Raw genomic sequence first — 18,107 nt, 5'->3', positions numbered from 1 at the left:
AAGGCTCCCAGTAGACGACTGGGTTGATAGGCCAGGTGTGGAAGACCGGTAACGGTTGGAGCTGACTGGTACTAATAGGCCGAGGGCTTGTCCTCAGTTGCTCGCGTCCACTGTGTTAGTTCTGAAGTAACGACCTGTGAAAACAGCCGGGTTGTTTAACTTCATAGTGTTTCGGTGGTCATAGCGTTAGGGAAACGCCCGGTTACATTCCGAACCCGGAAGCTAAGCCTTTCAGCGCCGATGGTACTGCATGGGGGACCGTGTGGGAGAGTAGGACGCCGCCGAACAATTATTCAGCCTCAGGCCTGGGATATTCATCCCGGGCCTGAGGCTTTTTTGCGTTCCCGGGCCGTTTCTCCCGTCCGCCCCTCGCGGTACCCGCACCGCACCGGAGGGTAAGGTCAGGGGGTATCGTTCGCATATTTCCCACAGGAGGCCCCCGGGTGGAGGTCCAGGAGACGCGAGTCCAGACCGACCGCGTCCTCACCATCCCGAACATCCTCAGCATGGCGCGCCTCGTCGGCGTCCCTCTCTTCCTGTGGCTGATTCTCCAGAAGCACGACGGGTGGGCGCTCCTCGTCCTGGCGCTCAGCGGCGTCAGCGACTACCTCGACGGAAAACTGGCCCGCCGCTGGAATCAGATCAGCAGCCTCGGCCGGCTGCTCGATCCGGCCGCCGACCGCCTCTACATCCTTTCCACCCTCTTCGGCCTGACATGGCGTGAGATCCTTCCGCTCTGGCTGACGGCCGCCCTCATCGCCCGCGAGGCGATGCTGCTGGTCATGGTGTGGATCCTGAGGCGCCACGGCTATCCGCCGCCGCAGGTGAACTTCCTCGGCAAGGCTGCGACCTTCAACCTGATGTACGCGTTCCCGTTGCTGCTTCTCAGTGACGGACACGGCTGGTTGCCGTCACTCGCCGCGATTTTCGGATGGGCGTTCGCCGGATGGGGTACAACCCTCTATTGGTGGGCAGGGATCCTCTATGTGGTCCAGGTCCGCCGCCTGGTCAAGGCGGACGCCACGGCCGACTGAGCCCGCTGCAGACCCCGGCCGTACTCCGGACGTCCCGGGCGTGAAGTCGGCATGACCGTTGTTCGGCATGACCGTCGTCTCGCAAGGAGGACGTTTCCGACATGAAGGCCGTCGTGATGGCCGGTGGTGAAGGCACCCGCCTTCGCCCCATGACCTCGAGCATGCCCAAGCCGCTCCTGCCGGTCGCCAACCGGCCGATCATGGAGCATGTGCTGCGACTGCTCAAGCGGCACGGACTCACCGAGACCGTGGTGACGGTGCAGTTCCTCGCTTCCCTCGTCAAGAACTACTTCGGTGACGGCGAGGAACTGGGCATGGAGCTCACCTATGCCAACGAGGAAAAGCCACTCGGCACCGCGGGCAGCGTGAAGAACGCCGAGGAGGCGCTCAAGGACGACGCCTTCCTGGTGATCTCCGGAGACGCCCTCACCGATTTCGACCTGACCGACCTGATCCGTTTCCACAAGGAGAAGGGCGCCCTCGTCACCGTCTGTCTCACCCGTGTTCCCAATCCCCTGGAATTCGGAATCACCATCGTCGACGAGAACGGCAAGGTCGACCGCTTCCTCGAAAAGCCCACCTGGGGTCAGGTCTTCTCCGACACGGTGAACACGGGTATCTACGTCATGGAGCCCGAGGTCTTCGACTACGTCGAGGCCGACGTCCCCGTCGACTGGTCCGGCGACGTCTTCCCCCAGCTGATGAAGGAGGGCAAGCCGATCTACGGCTATGTCGCCGAGGGCTACTGGGAGGACGTCGGCACCCACGAGAGCTATGTGAAGGCACAGGCCGACGTGCTCGAAGGCAGAGTCGACGTCGACATAGACGGTTTCGAGATCTCGCCCGGCGTCTGGGTCGCCGAAGGGGCCGAGGTCCACCCCGAGGCCGCGCTGCGCGGCCCGCTCTACATCGGCGACTACGCCAAGGTCGAAGCCGGCGCCGAGATCCGCGAGCACACCGTCGTCGGCTCCAACGTCGTCGTCAAGAGCGGAGCCTTCCTCCACAAGGCCGTCGTCCACGACAACGTCTACATCGGCCAGCAGAGCAACCTGCGCGGCTGCGTCATCGGCAAGAACACCGACATCATGCGCGCCGCCCGGATCGAGGACGGCGCCGTCATCGGCGACGAGTGCCTGGTCGGTGAGGAATCGATTATTCAGGGCAACGTCCGCGTCTACCCGTTCAAGACCATCGAGGCCGGCGCGTTCGTCAACACCTCGGTGATCTGGGAGTCCCGCGGCCAGGCCCACCTCTTCGGCGCGCGCGGCGTGTCCGGCATCCTCAATGTGGAGATCACGCCCGAGCTCGCGGTGCGGCTCGCGGGCGCGTACGCCACGACGCTCAAGAAGGGCTCCACCGTCACCACGGCGCGTGACCACTCCCGCGGCGCGCGGGCGCTCAAGCGCGCCGTGATCTCCGCGTTGCAGGCCAGCGCCATAGACGTACGGGACCTGGAGAACGTCCCGCTGCCGGTGGCCCGCCAGCAGACGGCCCGCGGCAGCGCCGGCGGCATCATGATCCGTACGACGCCGGGCGTGCCGGACTCCGTCGACATCATGTTCTTCGACGAGCGCGGCGCCGACCTCTCCCAGGCCGGGCAGCGCAAGCTCGACCGGGTCTACGCCCGCCAGGAGTACCGCAGGGCCTTCCCCGGCGAGATCGGTGACCTGTCCTTCCCCTCCAGCGTCTACGACTCGTACGCGGGTTCGCTGCTGCGGTCCGTGGACACCAGCGGGGTCGCCGAGGCCGGGCTCAAGGTCGTGGTGGACGCGGCGCACGGCAGCGCCGGCCTCGTCCTGCCCAGCCTGCTCGGCCGGCTCGGCGTGGAGGCGTTCACCATCAACCCCGGGCTCGACGAGTCCCGGCCCACGGAGACCGCGGACGACCGCCGCTCCGGCCTGGTGCGGCTCGGGGAGATCGTGGCCTCGGCACGGGCAGCGTTCGGCGTGCGGTTCGACCCGGTGGGGGAGCGGCTCTCCCTGGTCGACGAGCGCGGCCGGATCGTGGAGGACGACCGGGCCCTGCTCGTCCTGCTCGACCTGGTCGCCGCCGAGCGGCGCAGCGGCAAGGTGGCCCTGCCGGTGACCACCACCCGCATCGCCGAGCAGGTGGCGGCGTACCACGGCACGCAGGTCGAGTGGACGACCACCTCGCCCGACGACCTGACCAGGGTCGGCCGTGCGGACACCACGATCTTCGGCGGGGACGGGCGCGGGGGTTTCATCGTCCCCGAGTCCAGCAGCGTTTTCGACGGAACCGCCGCATTCGTCCGGCTCATCGGCCTGGTGGCGCGCACTCAGCTCACGCTCAGCCAGATAGACGCCCGCATCCCCCGCGCCCACGTGCTCCGCCGCGACCTGCCGACGCCGTGGGCCGTGAAGGGGCTCGTGATGCGGTCCGTGGTCGAGGCGGCCGGGGACCGGCACGTCGACACGACCGACGGAGTACGGGTCGTGGAGGCCGACGGGCGCTGGGTCATGGTGCTGCCGGACCCGGCCGAGGCGGTGACGCACCTGTGGGCCGAGGGGCCCGACGACGCTTCGGCGCAGGCCCTGCTCGACGAGTGGTCGGCGGTCGTGGACGGCGCCGGGCGCTGACCGTGGACGCCGGGTCAGGACCCGGCGGGCGTCGTCTCCTTGGGGCCGGACCGGTAGCGGAGTGATCCCGCGTCCGGCGCGCCGGTGGGGCCATTGGGAGACGACGCCCCCGACGTGCGACGATGTGCGGCATGTCGCAGCAGCCCCCCGATCGGAGCACGGCCACGCCGCCTCCGCGCCCCGACGCCTCCATGTCGCTGCTGACCAATGTGATGGACCACAGCCTCGACGACGGCTACGCCGAGGCGGCGGCCCGTCGGAAGACCGAGGGCGGCAGCGGGCTGCCGAGCCCGCTGCGGGCCAAGCTGGGCCTCGCGGGCGCCCTGCTGCTGGCCGCGGTGGTGGTGACGCTGGGGGCGGCGCAGGCGCAGATATCGGCACCGACGCTGGCCAAGGAGCGCCAGCAGCTCATCGACCGCATCGAACGGGAGACCTCGGCGGCCGACGCGCTGCAGAAGAACGTCGACACCCTGCGGGACGCCGTCGGCACCAAGCAGCGTGACGTCCTGGAGAAGCACGGCGGGGACAAGGCCGACCTGGTGGCGCTGCTCGCGGGTGCGACGGCCGTGCAGGGGCCCGGGGTCAAGCTGATCGTGGACGACGCCAAGCAGACGAAGCAGAGTGGTGGCGGCGGGCCGCGCGAGAGCAGCGGCTTCTCCGACACGGGCCGGGTGCGCGACCGTGACATGCAGCGGATCGTCAACGGCCTGTGGCAGTCCGGGGCGGAGGCGGTCTCGGTCAACGGGCAGCGGCTGACGGCGCTGTCGGCGATCAGGGCCGCCGGTGACGCCATACTGGTGGACAACAGGCCGCTGGTGCCGCCGTACACGGTGCTCGCGATCGGTGACGGACAGCACTTCGCCGATGCCTTCCAGCGCAGCGCCGACGGGCTGTACCTGCGTGCCCTGCAGCAGAAGTACGGGGTCCGCTACAGCATTTCCGCTCAGGGAGAGGTCCGGCTGCCCGCCGCGCCCCCCGTGTGGGCCCGACCCCCCCCGCCGCCTGGGGGGGGCGCGCCCGCCCCCCCCACCGACACAGGGAAGGGCACATCGTGATCGCCGTATTGGGCCTCGTCGTGGGAGTCGTGGTCGGACTCGTCGTCCGTCCCGTGGTGCCGACGGTGGTCGAGCCCTACCTTCCCATCGCCGTCGTGGCGGCGCTCGACGCGGTGTTCGGCGGCCTCCGGGCGATGCTGGACGGGATCTTCGACGACAAGGTGTTCGTCGTCTCCTTCCTGTCCAACGTCGTCGTGGCGGCGCTCATCGTCTTCCTGGGCGACAAGCTCGGGGTCGGGGCCCAGCTCTCCACCGGAGTCGTGGTCGTCCTGGGCATCCGCATCTTCTCCAACGCGGCCGCGATCCGCCGGCACGTCTTCCGGGCGTGAGGCCGATGAGCACCGACGGCAACACGCCCGACGAGAACCCGCCCGGTGAGCCGGCTTCCGCGGAGGAGCCGACGCCGGCCGAGGGTCCGAAGAAAGCCGCGAAGTCCGGTAAGCCGGAGAAGGCCGAGAAGGCCGAGAAGGCTGAGAAGGCTGAGAAGGCCGAGAAAGCCCCTGAGGTCGCCAAGGCGTCCAAGGACGGTGAAGCCGAAGAGTCCGGAAAGGCCGCCACGCCCGCGGGGCGGGGCGGGGCCGGAGAAGCCGGCAAGGGCGGCAAAGCCGACAGGGCCGGCGAAGGCGGCAAGGGCCGGGAGCCGGAGAAGTCCGCAGGGCTCCGGCCGGGGCCCGCTCCTGACGCCGGGTCCGCATCCGGAGCCGCTGCCGCCCCCGGGCCCGTGCCCGAGCCCACTCCCGCGCCTCCGGCCGCCGCCGCGCCCGTGACGGGCCGTCAGCGCCTGCTGGACAGCCTCTGGCCGCCGCGGCTGACGAGGGCCCAGCTCACCGTCGCGGTGCTGCTGTGCGTCCTGGGGCTGGGCCTGGCCATCCAGGTCCGGTCGACCAGCGACAACAGCGCGCTGCGCGGTGCCCGGCAGGAGGACCTCGTACGGATCCTGGACGAGCTCGACAACCGCACGAAGCGGCTGGAGGACGAGAAGCGGCGCCTGGAGAACCAGCGCACCGAGCTCGAGAGCAGCTCCAACCAGGCCGCGGAGGCCCGCAAGCAGACCGCGCAGAAGGAGCAGCAGCTGGGTATCCTCGCGGGCACGATGGGGGCGCAGGGGCCGGGCATCGAGCTCACGGTGAGCGACCCCAAGGGCCTGGTCGAGGCCGACAAGCTGCTGGACGCCATCCAGGAGCTGAGGGCCGCGGGCGCCGAGGCCATCCAGATCAACGACGTCCGGGTGGCCGCCGACACGTACTTCTCGGGTGCGGCGGGCAGGGTGGAGATCGACGGCAAGAAGGTCTCGCAGCCCTACCGGTTCAAGGTGATCGGCAAGCCGCAGGACCTGGAGCCCGCGCTCAACATTCCCGGCGGCGTGGTGCAGACGCTGGAGAAGGAGCAGGCGGGCGTCTCGGTCCAGCGGTCTGAGAAGATCATTGTGGACGCCTTGCGCCCGGCGAAGCGGCCTGACTACGCTCGGTCGTCATCGCAGTGAGGCGGGCGGTCGTGCGGGCTTCGGAGGGAGGCCACGAGGTTGCGGGGGGTCGGCGCACCAAGTCGAGGGTGCGTGGTGGAAACTGTCTGTTGACCACGGACGTTGTATGGATGTCCGGGTCGGACGGTGTGTGCATCGAGGGTTTGTCCTGCCCCACGGGCGGGTCTGTTTCGGTCAAGGGGAATCGCCCGTGAAGTTGTTTGCGAAGTTGTTCGGCAAGAGCGCACGCCAGGACGGCGGCAGCGCCCGCCACCGCGCGTCGCGCCACGTGGAGGGCGGCCAGGGCCAGGAGGGCGCCCACGAGGGGCGTCCGCTGTTCCGGGACGAGACGGCGGCTCCGGGAGGAGACATTCCGGGCGGGTCGGCTGTTGACCCTGCTGCCACCGGGCGCATAGGTTTCGGGGCACCAGCGACCTCGAGCGGAGGGTCTGCCTTGCCGGTTTGTACGAGGTGCGGCCACCGGAACGCCGAGGCGAGCCGGTTCTGCTCCAACTGCGGCGCCCCGCTGCGGCCCGGTGCCGTGGCCGAGCGCGCCTCGGAGACGACCTCCACCATCTCCATCTCCGGTCTCGAGGCGTACGACTCCGAGACCACCGGTCAGACGCCGATCCCGTCGCTCTCCCCGGAGGCGCAGGCGGCCGTCGACGCGCTGCCGCTGGGTTCGGCGCTGCTGGTGGTCCGGCGCGGGCCGAACTCCGGCAGCCGGTTCCTCCTGGACGGCGAGATCACCACGGCGGGCCGGCACCCGCAGAGTGACATCTTCCTGGACGATGTCACGGTCTCCCGCCGGCACGTGGAGTTCCGCAGAGGCCAGGACGGCGGCTTCACCGTTTCCGACGTCGGCAGCCTCAACGGCACGTACGTCAACCGCGAGCGGATCGACTCGGTGTCGCTCAACAGTGGCGACGAGGTCCAGATCGGCAAGTACCGGCTGGTCTTCTACGGCAGCCAGCGGGGCATCTGAGCCTCCCCGGACTCCGTCCGGGGGACCCCAAGGAAGGGCCATGCTTCGAACACCGTCGGGCGGCGCCGGGTCTCCCGGTGCCGCCGGCGCGGAAGGACGGCTGGTGAGCATCGGCACGGTGCTCAACCTGCTCCGCGAGGAGTTCCCCGAGGTCACCATCTCCAAGATTCGTTTCCTGGAGGCGGAGGGCCTGGTGGAGCCGCAGCGCACGCCGTCCGGATACCGCAAGTTCAGCACGGAGGACGTGGAGCGGCTCGGTCGTGTGCTGCGCATGCAGCGCGATCACTATCTTCCGCTGCGGGTCATCAAGGAGCACCTGGAGGCCCGGGCCCGGGGCGAGGCGCCGCAGCTGCCCGCCCCCGCGAAGCCGCGTGACGCGGCGCTCGTGGCCGACGGCCGCGTCGCCGGGACGCACGGCGACGCCGGTGGCATCGCCCCCGCCGCCGTCGCGGAGCCGGGCGCGCCCGTGCCCGCCCCGCCCGCGCGGATCGGCCGGGAAGAGCTCCTGCGTACCACTGGTGTCACGGAGAGTGAGCTGGTGGAGTGGGAGTCGTACGGGCTCGTCGTCCCCCACCCGGACGGCGGATTCGACGCCGATGCGGTGGCCGTCGCGCGCCTCGTGGCCGATCTGGGCCGTTTCGGCCTGGAGCCGCGCCACCTGCGCGCCATGAAGGCCGCCGCCGACCGCCAGGCCGGCCTGGTCGAACAGGTGGTCGCGCCGCTGCGGCGGCACCGCAATCCGCAGACCAGGGCGCATGCCGAGGCCACCACGCGCGAGCTGGCCACGCTGTCCGTGCGCCTGCACGCGGCGCTCGTGCAGGCGGCCCTGCACGCGGGCTCGCACTGACCGGCGAGTGCCCGACTACCCAAACCTGCCGGGCACGTCCTAGGGTTGCTGTGTGAACGAGCTCGATGTCGTGGGTGTCCGGGTGGAAATGCCCTCCAACCAGCCGATCGTGCTCCTGCGTGAAGTGGGAGGCGACCGCTACCTCCCGATCTGGATCGGACCGGGAGAGGCGACGGCCATTGCCTTTGCCCAGCAGGGCATGGCCCCGGCCCGCCCGCTGACCCACGACCTTTTCAAGGACGTGCTGGAAGCGGTCGGCCAGCAGCTCACGGAGGTCCGCATCACGGACCTGCGCGAGGGTGTGTTCTACGCGGAGCTCGTCTTCGCCAGCGGCGTGGAGGTCAGCGCCCGGCCGTCCGACGCCATAGCGCTGGCCCTGCGCACCGGCACGCCGATCTACGGCAGCGACGGTGTGCTGGACGACGCCGGGATCGCCATCCCGGACGAGCAGGAGGACGAGGTCGAGAAGTTCCGCGAGTTCCTCGACCAGATCTCGCCGGAGGACTTCGGCAGCAGCAGCCAGTGACCCGGCCGGAGCGGCTCGCGACGGCCCGCCGCGGCGCATTCGACTAGCCTTTCCCGGCGCAGGGGCACGCAAAACCACTCTCTGGGTGATTATCACTCGGCGTGCCGAGTGTGGCGATCGTTGACGCACCCCTGGTGACTGCCTACCGTCGAGAGGGCAGGTCAAGGACGGAGGTCGGCGTGAGAAGCATGGGCGACGGGACGGCGGTCGGCAGTCCGTATCCGCTGTTCGGGGGAGCGGTCGAACAGGCACCCCGTCATGCGGGCCCGGCAGCGGCGGTCACCGCCCCGCGCGGGCCGGAGGCCGATCTCATCGGCTACCGAGGGCCGACGGCGTGCGCCGCGGCCGGCATCACCTACCGCCAGCTCGACTACTGGGCGCGTACGGGCCTGGTCGAGCCGAGCGTGCGGGGCGCGGTCGGGTCGGGCACCCAGCGGCTCTACAGCTTCCGGGACGTGGTCGTCCTCAAGATTGTGAAGCGGCTGCTGGACACCGGGGTCTCCCTGCAGAACATCCGCACGGCCGTCCAGCACCTGCGCTCGCGCGGCATGGCCGACCTGCCGCGGATGACGCTCATGAGCGACGGCGCGACGGTCTACGAGTGCACCTCGCCCGATGAGGTCGTCGACCTGCTCCAGGGCGGGCAGGGCGTCTTCGGGATCGCCGTGGGCGTCGTCTGGCGCGACGTCGAGAGCGCGCTGTCCCAGCTGCACGGCGAGCGCGTGGACACCGGCGAGACCCTCGTCCGCCCCAACCCCGCGGACGAGCTGGCGCGCCGCCGCAACCGCGTCGGCTGACCTGCGCGCCCGCGGCCCGCATCGCACGTGAGTGCGATTGTCAGTGGCATGCGGCAGCATCGGTGTCGTGAGAAGCGCGCCGACCATCCTGCATCTCGACATGGATGCCTTCTACGCTTCGGCCGAGCAGGCGGCCAAGCCCAGCCTGCGCGGAAAACCCGTGGTCGTGGGCGGGATCGGGCCGCGCGGCGTGGTGGCCACCGCGTCGTACGAGGCGCGGGTCTTCGGCATCCGCTCAGCGATGGCCACGGCGCAGGCCCGCAGGCTGTGCCCCAACGCCGCCTACCTCACCCCGCGGTTCTCGCTCTACCGCGACATCAGCGAGGTGGTCATGGGCCTGCTCCGCGCCCTGTCGCCGCTGGTGGAGCCGTTGAGCCTCGACGAGGCGTTCGTGGATCTGGAGGCGGGCGGCGTCGAGCCCACCCCCGCGGCCGTGCGCGCCGTCGGTGAGCGCCTGCGCCGGGACATCCGCGCGGCGACGGGCCTCAGCGGGTCGGTGGGGCTCGCCGCCTCCAAGATGCTCGCGAAGATCGCCTCCGAGGACGCCAAGCCCGACGGCCTGCTGCTCATCGAGCCGGGCACCGAGCTGGAGACGCTGTGGCCCATGTCCGTGCGCGTCATCCCGGGCGTCGGTCCCGCCACCGCCGAGACGCTGCGCCGGGCGGGCATCGCCACCGTCGCCGACACGGCGGAGGCGGGCGAGGCGGAGCTGGTGCGGCTCCTGGGCAAGGCCCACGGCGCGGGGCTGTACGCCCTGGCCACCGGCCATGACGACCGCCCCGTCGTCGCCGAGCGGGACGCCAAGTCCGTGTCCGTGGAGGACACCTTCGAGGAGGACCTGACCGACCGGACCCGGGTGCAGCTGGAGATCGCCCGGCTCGCCGACCGCTGCGTCCAGCGGCTGCGCGCGGCCGGCCGGTCGGGGCGCACCGTCGTCATCAAGGTGCGCAGCTACGACTTCTCCACGCTGACCCGCTCCGAGACCCTGCGCGGTCCGACGGACGACCCCGCGGTGGTCCGGGAGGCGGCGGCCCGGCTGATCGACGGCGTCGACACCACGACGGGGGTCCGGCTGCTCGGCGTCGGCGTCAGCGGCCTCGCCGACTACACCCAGGAGGATCTGTTCGCGCAGGCCGCGAGCGAGGCGTCCGCCGCGGCGGACGCCTCGGGCGGCGCTGAGCCGGCGCGGGGCTCCGGCGACGAGCCGGGGGAGGGCGCAGGCGTGGTGGAGCGGCCGCGGCGGTGGCTGCCGGGCCTGGACGTGCGGCATGCCGAGTACGGGGCGGGGTGGGTGCAGGGCAGCGGGGTCGGGCGGGTCACGGTCCGCTTCGAGACGCCCTGGTCGGAGCCGGGCCGGGTACGGACGTTCGCCGTCGACGACCCGGATCTGGAGCCGGGGGAGCCGCTCCCTCTCGTGAGGGAGGCCCGGCCGGACGGGGACGCGGCGTGTCCGGACCCGCCCGCGGCTCAGGTGAGGGAGGCCGACCCGGGTCCAGGGCCGTCGGAATCCGCCGCACCGGAAGACGTACCGGAGCCGCCCGGCCCGGCCTCCCCGAAGCCCGGCCCGGCGACGAACGCCGCCGCGGCCGGCCCCGCGCCTGAGCCCGATCCCGGGCCCGCACTCGACTCCGGAGCGGTCTCGGGACCCGTAGCCGACCCGGTGCCGGGGGAAGGTCCGGGACCCCCGGCCGACCCGGGATCCCCGGCCGGGCCAGCGCCCGGCCCCGTGGCCGGCGCTTCGGGGAGTGCCTCCGGGGCCGGCGCCTCTCCCGGCCCCGCCGCCGGTTCCCGCCCCGTGCCCGGGATCGCCAGGCGGTAGTGGTGGTAGAGCTGCAGCTCCTGTTCCGGCGAGAGGTGGCGGCCGACGCCGAAGTCCGGGGCTTCCCTGATCAGCGCCCGGTCGTACGGGGTGCGCAGGCCTTCCTCGGCGATCTCACCGGTCGCCAGGGGAATGAACGCGTCCCGCCGGAAGAAGCCGGTCCGTACCGCCGCCCACAGCGGTTCGCCGGTCGCGTCGTCGAGATAGACCTCGTCCACCGTGCCGATCTTCGTCCCGTCCCGGTCGAAGACCTTCCAGCCGATCAGGCTCCGGGGATCGATGTCGCTCTGCACGGTTTCCTCCCAGGATCGGCGCCTCCTCCCACCCAAAAACACAAAGCGGGAAGCGGCCACTCGGGAGATCCGGCGGGAAACATGCGCTGGTAGTCTGGCGAGTGGCCGCAGAATCCGTGCGGGAGAGTCCTCCGGGAGCCCGCCCAGCGGGGTCGGCGGAGGCGCCGAAGGAGCAAATCCTCCCCGGAATCTCTCAGGCACCCGTACCGCACGGACAAGGTCACTCTGGAAAGCAGGGCGGGCCCGGTCAGCCACAGCGCCGAAGCCCCTCCTCACCGACGGTGAAAGCCGGGCCGCGCGTGCCGCGGGCCGGTGAAGCTCTCAGGTTGAGATGACAGAGGGGGAGGCCGTCCGGGTACCCGCGCCGTGGTACCCCTCGCAGGTCGCAACGACCAGGAGGCCTCCGCAGATGACCGCCCACCGCATCGCCCTTTCCGACCTGGAGCGGGACACCCCGTTCGAGCGCCGCCACATAGGCCCTGACGGCGAGGCCCAGGCCAAGATGCTCGCCCAGGTCGGCTTCGGCTCGCTGGACGAGCTGACCGCCGCCGCCGTGCCGGAAGTGATCAAGAGCGTGGGGGCCCTGGCCCTGCCCGAGGCCCGCAGCGAGGCCGAGGTCCTCGCCGAGCTGCGCACGCTGGCCGGCCGCAACGAGGTCCTCGCCCCGATGATCGGCCTGGGCTACCACGGCACGTTCACCCCGCCGGTGATCCTGCGCAACGTCATGGAGAACCCCGCCTGGTACACGGCCTACACGCCGTACCAGCCGGAGATCTCCCAGGGCCGCCTGGAGGCCCTGCTCAACTTCCAGACCGTCGTCGCGGACCTGACCGGGCTGCCCACCTCCGGCGCCTCCCTCCTCGACGAGGGCACCGCCGCCGCCGAGGCCATGGCGCTGTCCCGCCGCGTCGGCAAGGTCAAGCAGGGCGTCTTCCTCATCGACGCCGACACCCTGCCGCAGACGATCGCCGTGATCGAGACGCGCGCCGAGCCGACGGGCGTCGAGGTCGTCGTCGCCGACCTGAGCGCGGGCATCCCCGACGAGATCGCCGAGCGCGGCGTCTTCGGCGTCCTCCTGCAGTACCCCGGCGCCTCCGGCGCCGTGCGCGACCCGCGCCCGGTCATCGAGCGCGCCCATGAGCTCGGCGCGATCGTCACCGTCGCCGCCGACCTGCTGGCCCTGACCCTGCTGACCTCGCCCGGCGAGCTCGGCGCGGACATCGCGGTCGGCACCACCCAGCGCTTCGGCGTGCCCATGGGTTTCGGTGGCCCGCACGCCGGCTTCATGGCCGTGCGCGAGCAGTTCGCCCGCAGCCTCCCCGGCCGCCTCGTCGGCGTCTCCGTCGACGCCGACGGCAACAAGGCCTACCGCCTGGCCCTGCAGACCCGTGAGCAGCACATCCGCCGCGAGAAGGCCACCAGCAACATCTGCACCGCGCAGGTGCTCCTCGCCGTCATGGCGGGCATGTACGCGGTCTACCACGGCCCCGAGGGCCTGGCCGCCATCGCCCGCCGCACCCACCGCTACGCCGCGATCCTCGCCGAGGGCCTGCGCGCCGGCGGTGTCGAGCTCGTCCACGGCTCCTACTTCGACACCCTGACCGCGCGCGTGCCCGGCCGGGCCGCCGAGGTCGTCGAGGCCGCCCGCGAGCGCGGCGTCAACCTGCGCCTGACCGACGCCGACCACGTGGGCATCGCCTGCGACGAGACCACCACCCGCGCCCACCTGGACTCCGTCTGGGCCGCGTTCGGCGTGGCGGGCGACGCCGAGGCGCTCGACGCGGTGGCCGCCGAGGCGCTCCCCGGGGCCCTCCTGCGCACCGGCGAGTACCTCACGCACCCGGTCTTCCACGAGCACCGCTCCGAGACGGCCATGCTGCGCTACCTGCGCCGCCTCGCCGACCGGGACTACGCCCTGGACCGCGGCATGATCCCGCTCGGCTCCTGCACGATGAAGCTCAACGCCACGACCGAGATGGAGCCGGTCACCTGGCCCGAGTTCGGTGCGCTCCACCCCTTCGCGCCGATCGGGCAGGCGCAGGGCTACGTCACGCTGATCACCGAGCTGGAGGAGCGGCTCGCCGAGGTCACCGGCTACGACAAGGTCTCCATCCAGCCGAACGCCGGCTCCCAGGGCGAGCTCGCCGGCCTGCTGGCCGTGCGCGCGTACCACCGCGCCAACGGCGACGAGCAGCGCACCATCTGTCTGATCCCGTCCTCGGCGCACGGCACCAACGCCGCCAGCGCCGTGATGGCCGGCATGAAGGTCGTCGTCGTCAAGACGGCCGACGACGGCGAGGTCGACGTCCAGGACCTGCGCGCCAAGATCGAGCAGTACCGCGACGAGCTGGCCGTCCTGATGATCACGTACCCGTCGACGCACGGCGTCTTCGAGGAGCACGTCGCCGACATCTGCGCCGAGGTGCACGAGGCCGGCGGCCAGGTCTACGTGGACGGCGCCAACCTCAACGCCCTGGTGGGCCTGGCGAAGCCGGGCAAGTTCGGCGGCGACGTCTCGCACCTGAACCTGCACAAGACCTTCTGCATCCCGCACGGCGGCGGCGGTCCCGGCGTCGGCCCGGTCGCCGTCCGCGCGCACCTCGCCCCGTACCTGCCCAACCACCCGCTGCAGCCCACCGCCGGCCCGGAGACGGGCGTCGGCCCGATCTCGGCGGCGCCGTGGGGCTCGGCCGGCATCCTGCCGATCTCCTGGGCGTACGTCCGGCTGATGGGCGGCGAGGGCCTCAAGCGCGCCACGCAGGTGGCGGTCCTCGGCGCGAACTACATCGCCAAGCGCCTGGAGCCGCACTACCCCGTGCTCTACACCGGCCCGAACGGCCTGGTGGCGCACGAGTGCATCGTGGACCTGCGGCCGCTGACCAAGGCCACCGGCGTGAGCGTCGACGACGTCGCCAAGCGGCTGATCGACTACGGCTTCCACGCGCCGACCATGTCCTTCCCGGTGGCCGGCACCCTGATGATCGAGCCCACGGAGAGCGAGGACATCGCCGAGCTGGACCGTTTCTGCGAGGCGATGATCGCGATCCGCGCCGAGATCGAGAAGGTCGGCTCGGGGGAGTGGGGCAAGGACGACAACCCCCTGCGGAACGCCCCGCACACCGCCGCGTCCGTGACGGGCGCGTGGGAGCACGCGTACAGCCGCGAGGAGGCCGTCTTCCCCGCCGGGGTCTCCGCCGACAAGTACTGGCCGCCGGTGCGGCGCGTCGACGGCGCGTACGGCGACCGCAACCTCGTGTGCTCCTGCCCGCCGCTGGAGGACTACGACGGCTGATCAGGACGACGGGCCCCTGCCGAGGGGCCCGGACCTGACGGGGGCCGGTCCGGCGATCTCGCCGGGCCGGCCCCTTTGCGCGGATGCGGTGCCTTGCGTGCGGTGCTGATGCGGTGGTGCGAGCTCAGGCGGCCGTCACCACATTCCCCGGGTCCAGCGGCCGGTGCGGCGCGATGACGCGGCCGTCCGGCAGCAGCTCACCGGTGTCCTCGAAGTGCAGGACGCCGTTGCACAGCAGGCTCCAGCCCTGCTCCGGGTGGTGCGCCACGAGGTGCGCGGCTTCCCGGTCGGTGGAGTCGGCTGAGGGGCACGTGGGCTGGTGCTGGCACATGGGAGGGTTCTTTCGCTGCGATGTGGTGGCTGTCGTGCGGCTCGATTCGGTGTTCATGCCGCCCCCCGTTGGCGAATCGGTTGGTCGATACCAGTGTTGCCCTACGGGCGTGATTCCGCAGGGATTTCCCGGCAGCGCTCCTCACTCGTTGGAGACGCGTCACCCGTGCGGGCGGTTGCTCCCAACAGGACTGCCCGGACGGATGGTTGTGGGTGGCCGGTACGGGCTAGCCCAGGAGGATGAGCACACGTGTGCGCCCCGCGGCGGAGGCCACGGGGCGCGCGGACGGGAGGACGGCAGGGGAACCGGGTCAGGCCGGGGTCTTGAGCAGCGGCGCGGGCGTCAGGCGGAGCGTCAGGACCGGCAGCAGCTCGGCGAACCGGTGGGGGCGGTGCGCGGCGATGCCCGGCGGCGCGGGGGCGAGCGGCACCAGGAGGTCGCCGGGCCCGGGCAGCCCGGAGGAGGCGTCGGAGGTGACGTCCCCGTGCAGCCAGAGGGTGAGCATGTACAGCTCGGGCACGGACAGCAGCCGGGGCTGGTACGGGGTCGCCAGCGCCTCCGCCTGCCGCAGGGCGCGTTCCGTGGAGGCGAGGTAGGGGCCCTCGCAGAAGTGCGCGAACGCCCAGCCGTCCGCGGTCTGCACCGTCTCGCCCGCGGCCACCACCCGCTCGGTGCTGCGGATCAGGAACCGCCAGCCGGTGAGCCGGCTGCGCGGCGCGCCCCCGCGGCCCGTCACCTGCTCCAGCACGTGGACGGGCAGCGGGAGTTCGGGGGTCAGCGGCCCTTGCGCGGCCTTCAGCGACGGGGTGCGGGCCTCGCGCACGGCCGAGGGGGAACCGAGGGCGCTCAGAACGCTGCGCAGGGCGGGCGCAGGGGCAGGGGGGACATGCAGCGGCATGGTGGGTCGCCTCTCACTTCGGAGACACGTGGTGCTGGGCAGGGTGCGGACGACGCTGTCGGCGTGCGGGGTCAGAGGGGGGCCGGGACCTTACCGGCTGCCGGGGCCGGGCGCCTACTCTCCGCCTCGTCCCCGAAGTTTATACGACACGTGTTCACATGGTGTTTCGGCTAGCTGTCGCCGGTATTTCGGGCAAGGGGATATCAGGGCCCCGTCAGGGGGTGATTTCGGTGATTCTGTGCCATGGCCGGGCACGCCACCTCGTATTATTCCCCGAGCAGGGTAGGCCGAATCTCGTCGGTGTTTATCACCAGCGCTATCGCGGGTGCTATAGGCAATGTCCCGACGGCCCGTCATGCCCACGGAATGTGCCACCGGATGCGTTGCCGAGAGCGTAGCGGGTATGTGGTGCCGACGGGGCGTTATCGATCACATTGGCTGGGCATCATCGACCGTGACGCGAGCCGCCGGCGCCGCGGCGACCCATGTGAGGAGGGACCCTGCAATGGGGGACAAGGTCGTGGCCGGGGGCATCGGCCTCGCCGACCGGCAGCGCCACCGGGCAAAGCTCCGGCAGTGCCTGGAAGCACTGGCGAGACTGCTGGAAGAGAAGCGTTTCGACCGTCCCAGGAATCTCATGGGCCTGGAGATCGAGCTGAATCTCGCGGGGGCCGACGGGATGCCGAGCATGGTGAACGCCGAAGTGCTGGAACGTATCGCCAGCGGTGATTTCCAGACCGAACTCGGCCGGTTCAACCTGGAAGTGAACATTGTCCCGCACCGGCTCTCCGGAAGCGTCCTCGACCAGCTTGCCGAAGAGTTGCGCACCACCCTCCACTATGCCGACCGCAAAGCCATGGAAGTCGATTCCGGGGTCGTGATGATCGGTATTCTGCCGACCTTGGAGGACCATCACCTGGTCTCGGCGAACCTCTCCGCCGAGGATCGCTACGCGATGCTGAACGCCCAGCTCATGGCCGCGCGGGGCGAGCATTTCACGATCGACATCGAGGGCGTCGAACGGCTCACCTGCACCGCCGAGTCGATCACCCCCGAAGCCGCCTGCACGTCGGTGCAGTTGCATCTGCAGGTGACGCCGGGGCGGTTCGCCGCCGTGTGGAACTCCGCGCAGGCCGTCGCGGCCGCCCAGATCGCCGTGGGCGCCAACTCGCCCTTCCTCTTCGGCCGGGAGGTGTGGCGCGAGTCCCGTGCGCCGCTGTTCGTGCAGTCCACCGACACGCGCCCGCCCGAGCTCACGGCCCAGGGGGTGCGGCCGCGCACCTGGTTCGGCGAGCGCTGGATCGATTCGGCGTACGAGCTGTTCGAGGAGAACCTGCGCTTCTTCCCGCCGGTGCTGCCCATCTCGCGGGACGAGGACCCGCTGCGCGTGCTCGACGAGGGCGGCGTACCCATGCTGCACGAGCTGACCCTGCACAACGGGACGGTCTACCGCTGGAACCGGCCCGTCTACGGGGTCGCCGACGGCGTGCCCCACTTGCGGGTGGAGAACCGGGTGCTGCCCGCGGGCCCCACCGTCACCGACGTCATCGCCAACTCCGCCTTCTACTACGGGCTGGTCAGGGCGCTCGCCGAGGAGCCGCGGCCGGTGTGGAGCCGGCTGCCGTTCGCCGTCGCCGCGGACAACTTCGACGCGGCCTGCCGGCACGGCATCGACGCCTGGCTGCGCTGGCCCAAGGCGGGCGGCCGTGCCGGCACCCTGGAGCGGGTGCCCGCCGTCCGGCTCGTGCAGGAGGAGCTGCTGCCGCTCGCCGCGGCCGGACTCGACGCCTGGGGCGTGGAGCCCTCCGACCGCGACCGCTACCTGGGCGTCGTCGAGGGCCGCTGCCGCCGCCGCACCAACGGCGCCACCTGGCAGGCCGCCGCCTACCACCGGGCCCTGGAGCGCGGCCTGGACCGGCACAAGGCGCTGGCCGTCACCACCCGGCGCTACTGCGAGCTGATGCGCACCGGGGCACCGGTGCACACCTGGCCCGCCGGCCCCGGGGACTGAGCCCACCGCCCGGTGCCGGGCACGCCGGCGGACACGTCCCCCTCACCCGTACCCCCTGCCCCGCGCACACCGGCGCGTCGGGCAAGCTGTGACGGCGGCCGCCGCCTCGGGCGGCCCGGTACGGCGCCTCTCCGCTGGTGGGGCGGGAGGAAGGGGAGGC

At 71.4% G+C, this 18,107-nt stretch carries 13 protein-coding genes, 2 rRNA genes, 2 pseudogenes and 2 riboswitches; of the genes and pseudogenes, 14 read left to right on the top strand and 3 right to left on the bottom strand.

The window, feature by feature from the left end; genetic code table 11:
- From ACOTKD_RS11610 to ACOTKD_RS11555, 12 genes and pseudogenes are all read left to right on the top strand, one after another.
- Window positions 1-95: ribosomal RNA gene (locus tag ACOTKD_RS11610) — 23S ribosomal RNA — on the top strand; the annotation flags it as partial.
- Between the two features lie 75 nt (window positions 96-170).
- Window positions 171-287: ribosomal RNA gene (gene rrf / locus ACOTKD_RS11605) — 5S ribosomal RNA — on the top strand.
- Window positions 288-443: 156 nt separating this feature from the next.
- Complete coding sequence (locus tag ACOTKD_RS11600; protein WP_189382772.1) at window positions 444-1,034, top strand: CDP-alcohol phosphatidyltransferase family protein; 591 nt, start codon at window positions 444-446, stop codon at window positions 1,032-1,034.
- 101 nt (window positions 1,035-1,135) lie between these two features.
- Window positions 1,136-3,631 (top strand): sugar phosphate nucleotidyltransferase, encoded by a 2,496-nt coding sequence (locus ACOTKD_RS11595; protein ID WP_424888798.1) that lies wholly within the window; start codon window positions 1,136-1,138, stop codon window positions 3,629-3,631.
- Between the two features lie 122 nt (window positions 3,632-3,753).
- Window positions 3,754-4,686 (top strand): DUF881 domain-containing protein, encoded by a 933-nt coding sequence (locus ACOTKD_RS11590; protein ID WP_424888797.1) that lies wholly within the window; start codon window positions 3,754-3,756, stop codon window positions 4,684-4,686.
- Window positions 4,683-5,015, top strand: a complete 333-nt coding sequence (locus ACOTKD_RS11585) for a small basic family protein (protein ID WP_030364457.1) — start codon at window positions 4,683-4,685, stop codon at window positions 5,013-5,015. The genes ACOTKD_RS11590 and ACOTKD_RS11585 overlap by 4 nt, the downstream gene beginning before the upstream one ends.
- Before the next feature lie 171 nt (window positions 5,016-5,186).
- Window positions 5,187-6,169, top strand: a pseudogene (locus tag ACOTKD_RS11580) (DUF881 domain-containing protein).
- 106 nt (window positions 6,170-6,275) lie between these two features.
- A complete protein-coding gene (locus tag ACOTKD_RS11575; RefSeq protein WP_424888796.1) occupies window positions 6,276-7,133 on the top strand; it encodes an FHA domain-containing protein in 858 nt (285 codons plus the stop codon).
- A 40-nt stretch (window positions 7,134-7,173) separates the two neighbouring features.
- Window positions 7,174-7,980 carry a MerR family transcriptional regulator gene (locus ACOTKD_RS11570; RefSeq protein WP_424888795.1) on the top strand — a complete coding sequence of 269 codons (807 nt, stop codon included), beginning with the start codon at window positions 7,174-7,176 and terminating at the stop codon, window positions 7,978-7,980.
- A gap of 52 nt (window positions 7,981-8,032) precedes the next feature.
- Window positions 8,033-8,506 (top strand): bifunctional nuclease family protein, encoded by a 474-nt coding sequence (locus tag ACOTKD_RS11565; RefSeq protein ID WP_030364453.1) that lies wholly within the window; start codon window positions 8,033-8,035, stop codon window positions 8,504-8,506.
- 179 nt (window positions 8,507-8,685) lie between these two features.
- Complete coding sequence (locus ACOTKD_RS11560; protein ID WP_424888794.1) at window positions 8,686-9,303, top strand: MerR family transcriptional regulator; 618 nt, start codon at window positions 8,686-8,688, stop codon at window positions 9,301-9,303.
- A gap of 67 nt (window positions 9,304-9,370) precedes the next feature.
- Window positions 9,371-11,122, top strand: coding sequence for a DNA polymerase IV (locus tag ACOTKD_RS11555; protein ID WP_424888793.1), 1,752 nt, complete (start codon window positions 9,371-9,373; stop codon window positions 11,120-11,122).
- Here the strand turns inward: ACOTKD_RS11555 and ACOTKD_RS11550 are convergent.
- Window positions 11,104-11,415: pseudogene (locus ACOTKD_RS11550) on the bottom strand (PRC-barrel domain-containing protein); the annotation flags it as partial. The gene ACOTKD_RS11555 and the pseudogene ACOTKD_RS11550 overlap by 19 nt on opposite strands.
- Before the next feature lie 109 nt (window positions 11,416-11,524).
- Window positions 11,525-11,634: riboswitch (glycine riboswitch) on the top strand.
- Between the two features lies 1 nt (window position 11,635).
- Window positions 11,636-11,760, top strand: a riboswitch (glycine riboswitch).
- Window positions 11,761-11,824: 64 nt separating this feature from the next.
- Here ACOTKD_RS11550 and gcvP point away from each other — a divergent pair.
- On the top strand, window positions 11,825-14,707 hold the full coding sequence (gene gcvP / locus ACOTKD_RS11545; RefSeq protein WP_424888792.1) for an aminomethyl-transferring glycine dehydrogenase: 2,883 nt from the start codon (window positions 11,825-11,827) through the stop codon (window positions 14,705-14,707).
- Between the two features lie 124 nt (window positions 14,708-14,831).
- Here the strand turns inward: gcvP and ACOTKD_RS11540 are convergent, their stop codons facing one another.
- Window positions 14,832-15,038, bottom strand: coding sequence for a DUF5999 family protein (locus ACOTKD_RS11540; protein WP_030364449.1), 207 nt, complete (start codon window positions 15,036-15,038; stop codon window positions 14,832-14,834).
- A 310-nt stretch (window positions 15,039-15,348) separates the two neighbouring features.
- Window positions 15,349-15,936: a hypothetical protein gene (locus ACOTKD_RS11535; RefSeq protein WP_424888791.1), complete on the bottom strand. Its 588-nt coding sequence runs from the start codon at window positions 15,934-15,936 to the stop codon at window positions 15,349-15,351.
- Between the two features lie 505 nt (window positions 15,937-16,441).
- On the opposite strand from ACOTKD_RS11535, the gene ACOTKD_RS11530 reads away from it, so the two are divergent.
- Window positions 16,442-17,947: a glutamate--cysteine ligase gene (locus ACOTKD_RS11530; protein WP_424888790.1), complete on the top strand. Its 1,506-nt coding sequence runs from the start codon at window positions 16,442-16,444 to the stop codon at window positions 17,945-17,947.
- Window positions 17,948-18,107 lie beyond the last annotated feature (160 nt).

It is taken from the genome of Streptomyces sp. XH2, assembly GCF_049725035.1.
In the GTDB taxonomy this organism is placed as follows: domain Bacteria; phylum Actinomycetota; class Actinomycetes; order Streptomycetales; family Streptomycetaceae; genus Streptomyces; species Streptomyces roseoverticillatus.
This window is presented reverse-complemented; position numbering and strand designations above follow the sequence as displayed.

What these genes read in the sequence shown, in the direction of transcription:
- gcvP (WP_424888792.1), top strand. Translation starts at nt 11,825, where the DNA reads ATGACCGCCCACCGCATCGCCCTTTCCGACCTGGAGCGGGACACCCCG.
- ACOTKD_RS11590 (WP_424888797.1), top strand. Translation starts at nt 3,754, where the DNA reads ATGTGCGGCATGTCGCAGCAGCCCCCCGATCGGAGCACGGCCACGCCG.
- ACOTKD_RS11535 (WP_424888791.1), bottom strand. Translation starts at nt 15,936, where the DNA reads ATGCCGCTGCATGTCCCCCCTGCCCCTGCGCCCGCCCTGCGCAGCGTT.
- ACOTKD_RS11595 (WP_424888798.1), top strand. Translation starts at nt 1,136, where the DNA reads ATGAAGGCCGTCGTGATGGCCGGTGGTGAAGGCACCCGCCTTCGCCCC.
- ACOTKD_RS11575 (WP_424888796.1), top strand. Translation starts at nt 6,276, where the DNA reads ATGGATGTCCGGGTCGGACGGTGTGTGCATCGAGGGTTTGTCCTGCCC.
- ACOTKD_RS11530 (WP_424888790.1), top strand. Translation starts at nt 16,442, where the DNA reads ATGGGGGACAAGGTCGTGGCCGGGGGCATCGGCCTCGCCGACCGGCAG.
- ACOTKD_RS11570 (WP_424888795.1), top strand. Translation starts at nt 7,174, where the DNA reads ATGCTTCGAACACCGTCGGGCGGCGCCGGGTCTCCCGGTGCCGCCGGC.
- ACOTKD_RS11540 (WP_030364449.1), bottom strand. Translation starts at nt 15,038, where the DNA reads ATGTGCCAGCACCAGCCCACGTGCCCCTCAGCCGACTCCACCGACCGG.